The sequence below is a fragment of the Sinomonas sp. genome (assembly GCF_051955515.1).
In the GTDB taxonomy this organism is placed as follows: Bacteria; Actinomycetota; Actinomycetes; order Actinomycetales; family Micrococcaceae; genus Sinomonas.
Genome location: NZ_JBQCGQ010000031.1, coordinates 1 through 4,297 on the forward strand (window position 1 = coordinate 1; position 4,297 = coordinate 4,297).

General features: G+C 68.6%; 3 protein-coding genes. 1 reads left to right on the forward strand and 2 read right to left on the reverse strand.

From position 1 onward, the window contains the following. Positions 1-688, reverse strand: a 688-nt coding sequence (locus ACTHL9_RS01530) for a hypothetical protein (RefSeq protein ID WP_440516864.1), incomplete at its 3' end; no start/stop codon positions are given. Positions 689-796: 108 nt separating this feature from the next. On the opposite strand from ACTHL9_RS01530, the gene ACTHL9_RS01535 reads away from it, so the two are divergent. Continuing rightward, positions 797-2,071 carry a multicopper oxidase family protein gene (locus ACTHL9_RS01535; protein ID WP_440516865.1) on the forward strand — a complete coding sequence of 425 codons (1,275 nt, stop codon included), beginning with the start codon at positions 797-799 and terminating at the stop codon, positions 2,069-2,071. Between the two features lie 264 nt (positions 2,072-2,335). On the opposite strand, the gene ACTHL9_RS01540 is transcribed toward ACTHL9_RS01535, so the two are convergent. Then, positions 2,336-4,297: Crp/Fnr family transcriptional regulator (locus ACTHL9_RS01540; RefSeq protein WP_440516866.1), on the reverse strand; the 1,962-nt coding region annotated here is incomplete at its 5' end.

Sequence of the window (4,297 nt, forward strand, 5' to 3'; positions counted from 1 at the left end):
CATGTTTCACGGAGTGCTCGGTCCACGCATGGACCCGGTGTCGCCGGTACACCATGACGAGCGCCTTCTCCAGCGCCGCGGAGACGCGGTTGCCGAAAACGGTGCTGAACTCGATCATCTCTCGCTGGGTCATGCCGCTCGCTCGCAGGTGCTCTTCGATGTTCGCCTCGTAGAGCTCGGCCTCGGCCTTCGCGACCCTGCGCGCTGCGTCGGCATAGACGGTGAACAGCCGAATGGTCGCTTCGTCCGGGACGTCCACACTTCGGAAGAGTTCCATGACGTCGAGCAGCGCGAGGTCGTCCTCTCCGGCGCGGTCGTGCGGGTTCGGCGGCTCGAAGCCGATCGACTGGTGGAGGCGTTCCATGAGTGACTCGGGGACGCCGTGCTCGGCGGCGGCGTCTTCGTAGAGGCTGTCGAGCCGTCGGGGCGCCTGAACGGCGGGCGCGTCGAGGAACGTGATCGAAAGGGCCTTCCGGTTGACGAGACGCATGATGGTCTCGGGCGGAAACCCGGCCTGCGACCACGCGTACAGCAGCCGCACCCGGCCAAGCTCTCGTTTGACGGCCGTAGAAAGGTCGTCGCTCAGCACATCAAGGGCTGCGAGGCGGCGGACGAACTCGATCGGCACGTTCGCGCGCCGGGCGACCTCGTCGAGCTGCGTGCTGCCATCGGTTGCATCCCCGGTCACAACGGCCTCCCCACGTCGGGCGTAATCTCGGGCTCAGGCGCCAGCCTCGTCGTCAAGTCTGCATCTTCGGTGGATCCGCGAGAGAGGGGGGAAGGAAGGACGGGATCGATGAATGCGAACATAGCGGGCACCGGCAAGACGGTGAACGTACGGCTTGAGCCCGCCGAGACCGAATGGGAGATCGCGCCAGGCCACGTGGTGCCGGGGTATGGGTTCAATCGGCAGGTGCCCGGCCCCACCATCGTGGCGGACGTCGGCGACACGCTGGTCGTGGACCTGACCAATGCCCTTCCCGAGCCGACGAGCATTCACTGGCACGGACTGCGCGTCCCCGCCGATATGGACGGCACTCAGTTGGTGCAGCAGCCCATCCAGCCGGGGGACACGTTTGAGTACCGGTTCGTGCTGCCGGATGCGGGGACGTTCTGGTACCACCCCCACGTGAACGAGACCGTGCAGCTGGAGAAGGGCCTGTACGGGGCGCTTCTCGTGCGCGGCCACGACGAGCCTCAGCTCGACGGCGAGCGGATGCTCGTGCTGGACGATCTCAAGCTCGGCCGCAAGGGCAACCTCGCCCGCTTCGGGGGCTTCAAAGAGCGGCACGAAGGCCGGCGGGGCGACACGCGCCTGGTGAACGGCCAGGCGGAGCCCGAACTGGAGATCGCCGCCGGCCAGGTCGAGCGCTGGCGCATCCTCAACGCCTCCAGCTCCCGGTACGTGCTCCTCTCGGTCGGGTCCCGGCCGTTCACGATCCTCGGTACCGATGGCGGCCTGATACCAAAGCCGGTGACGGCTGAACACGTTCTCCTCGCGCCCGCGGACCGGGTCGAGCTGGCCGTCGGTCCCTTCGCCGAAGGAGAGACCCTGGGGCTGGAATCCCTGCCATATAGCCGCGGCATGGTGAAAGAGCCCGGAGGGCGGTACGCGACCGTTCGGGTCGGCAGTCCTGCGCCCTCACGCGCGCAGATCCCGGCGACCCTGCGGACCATCAAGCCGCTCGTTACCGGAGAGGTGACGCCGAATCGGACCGTGCCGCTCCAGGCCCGGACGAGCCTGCGCCACGGCGTCGACTGGATGGTCGAAGGCGAGGCGCATCACCATGCCGACCCCGTCCACGTCGGGGAACTCCAAGTATGGGACGTGGTGAACGAGACGAAGATGGACCACCCCTTCCACCTCCATGGCTTCTTCTTCCAGGTCATCGAGGTCAACGGGGCGCCACCGGAGTTCTTGTCCTGGGAAGACACGATCAACGTCCCCGCCCAGGGCCGCGTCCGAATCGCCTGGCTGCCCGACGACCGCCCAGGCAGCTGGATGTACCACTGCCACATCCTCGAGCACCACGCCGCGGGGATGATGGCCATGTTCGAGCTGATCCCGTGAGCTGGTGTCCTTAAATCAGCAACCCGGTTCATACATGAGGCGAGCCGTTGGAGGATCTCGTCGGCGCTTTTGACCCGGGTGAACGGCCTGGGATCTTCGTCCCAGGTCTTGATCCAAGCGCGGATGTCTTTGCCCTAGGGCCTGGAGAGTTCGTGGGGTGCTCGTAGCGGTCCCCCAAGCGGGCATGAGCTTTCGGTTCCAGCCGGGCTCGTGCAGAACCGTCTCGGCATTCCTCCAGCTCCCAGGGCCGCTGCGGTCTTCCGGTCAGACTTCCTGCCCACCCTCACGGTGCCGACTTGCGTCCTCGGCGAGCCGGTTTGCGAGCACCCGCATCACGGCCATGGCGATACCTGGGCGCTCTCGGAGCATGCTCTCGAACTCACGACGGCTGAGCCGGATCGTCCGCACCGCGCCGTCCGCCACAAGCGATGCGATCCTGGGTGACTGGGTGATGAGCGACATCTCCCCGACCACGTCGCCTGCTGCCCGGCGGGCCAACTCGTTCTCCGTGCTGCCGCGGTCCTGGACCACACGGATCGTGCCGTCGATCACGATATACAGCTCGTCCCCCAGCTCGCCCTCGGATGCGATCACCTCGCCGTCGGCGAATCCACGCTCTTCGGTGAGCAGCGCGACGCGCTCGAGGTCCTGCGGCGAGAGACCGGTGAACAACGAGACATTGCGAAGGAACAAGACGCGCTCGATCGTTGAGAGTGCCGCGACGGTGCCCGCCATGTGATCTCCTTGTCGTCCGGCGCGCACCAGGTCCGCGCATCGTTTGATGAACTCGTCGTCGTCGCTGTGTGCCAGAGACAGCCAGTCCTCCGCATGTGGCGGAGGGGCGGCCGGCTCCCAGAGAGCCAAGAGCGGGCGAACGAGCCCCGGATCGCCGGCTGCCTCCAGGGTCTCCAGGGCGGTCGCCATCTGATCAGGAGGACCGTCGAGGTTCTCGATCGCTGTCTCCATCTCGGCCCGCCGGCCTGCGAGCATCGTCGCGGCCCACAGCGCGGAGCGTGCGACCGCTCGTCCGCGGCCGAGGACCGCATCGTGAAGGAGCCGGGCGGTCTCGTCGTCAGAGGGAATCGCGGCGGCGAGCTCCCGGTCGCGCCTGGCGCGGTCGGCTCCCGACCGGATGAAGGCCCGCACGCGATCACCATCACCGTCAAGCTCCAATCGGCGGACCGCCTCCACCGCGCCGTCCGCCGTGTCTGGGCTTCGCAGCGCCTCCAGCACCTGATCCACACCCCGCCCCCCAGCCCCGCCGAGCGCGCGCCCGGCCGCAAGCCGCACTGCAGGATCCGGGTCTCGAAGATCACGGACCGCGATGTTGAAGGCACGGTCGGGCGCGGTTGCGGCCAGCCGCTCCAGCGCGGCAGCCCGGACCTCCGCCTCGGGATCGTCGAGTGCCTCCGCGGCCAGCTCGGCCGCCTTGGCCGGGGGAGCCAGGGCCAGCTGCTCCACGGCGGCACGTCTGACCCGGTGGTCCCCGTGGGCGGGCAGCCCGCGCAGCCGGGACTCCGGCCGCCCGCTGTCGGGGACGGCCAGGGCACGAGCGGCCGCCGCGGCAGCGGCGAACGGATCCGGGTCGTCGGCCATCGAAAGAAGCTTCTCCTCCCCGGTCTTCGTGGAGACGTCGAGCAAGGGGACCGCGGCTAGGCGAACCAGGGGGTCGTCGTCCGCGGCGCCGTCGGCCACCTCGGCCGGCCGAACCTCCGCCGGCATGCTGGCCAACAGCTGGAACGCAAGCCGGCGCTCTCGAACGTCGGACGACCGCAGGGACCGCCCGAGGACCCGCGCCGAGTCCCCGTCAAATGGCAACTCGATGGGAAACTGCCGGACCGCAGGACCCTCGAACACCTCCGGACGACCCTCGCGCAGGGCATCGACGAGCGCGCCGGCGTAGGACCGGCGGACGCCGATGGCGGCGACCACCGTGAGGAGGGCCGCACCGAGCCCGATCAAGGCGAACTGACGGAACGTCAGTGCGTTCTGCCCAACCAGCGCCAGCACGCCGGCGATCACCGTCCCCACCTGGGTCGCCCCCCCGTGCATGAAGGCCCGGGTCTGATCCCGCCTCCGCTCGGGAACGACGTTGATCAGCGCCTCCCACCCCGGCGAGGCAGCCCCTTCCAACCACGTTCCGACCGTGAACCGGAGCGCAACGAGCGTCACGAAGCCGGACTCCACCAGCATGACCGCGAAGGCACCGGTGTAGAGCAGGGGAAG

What these genes read in the sequence shown, in the direction of transcription:
- ACTHL9_RS01535 (WP_440516865.1), top strand. Translation starts at nt 797, where the DNA reads ATGAATGCGAACATAGCGGGCACCGGCAAGACGGTGAACGTACGGCTT.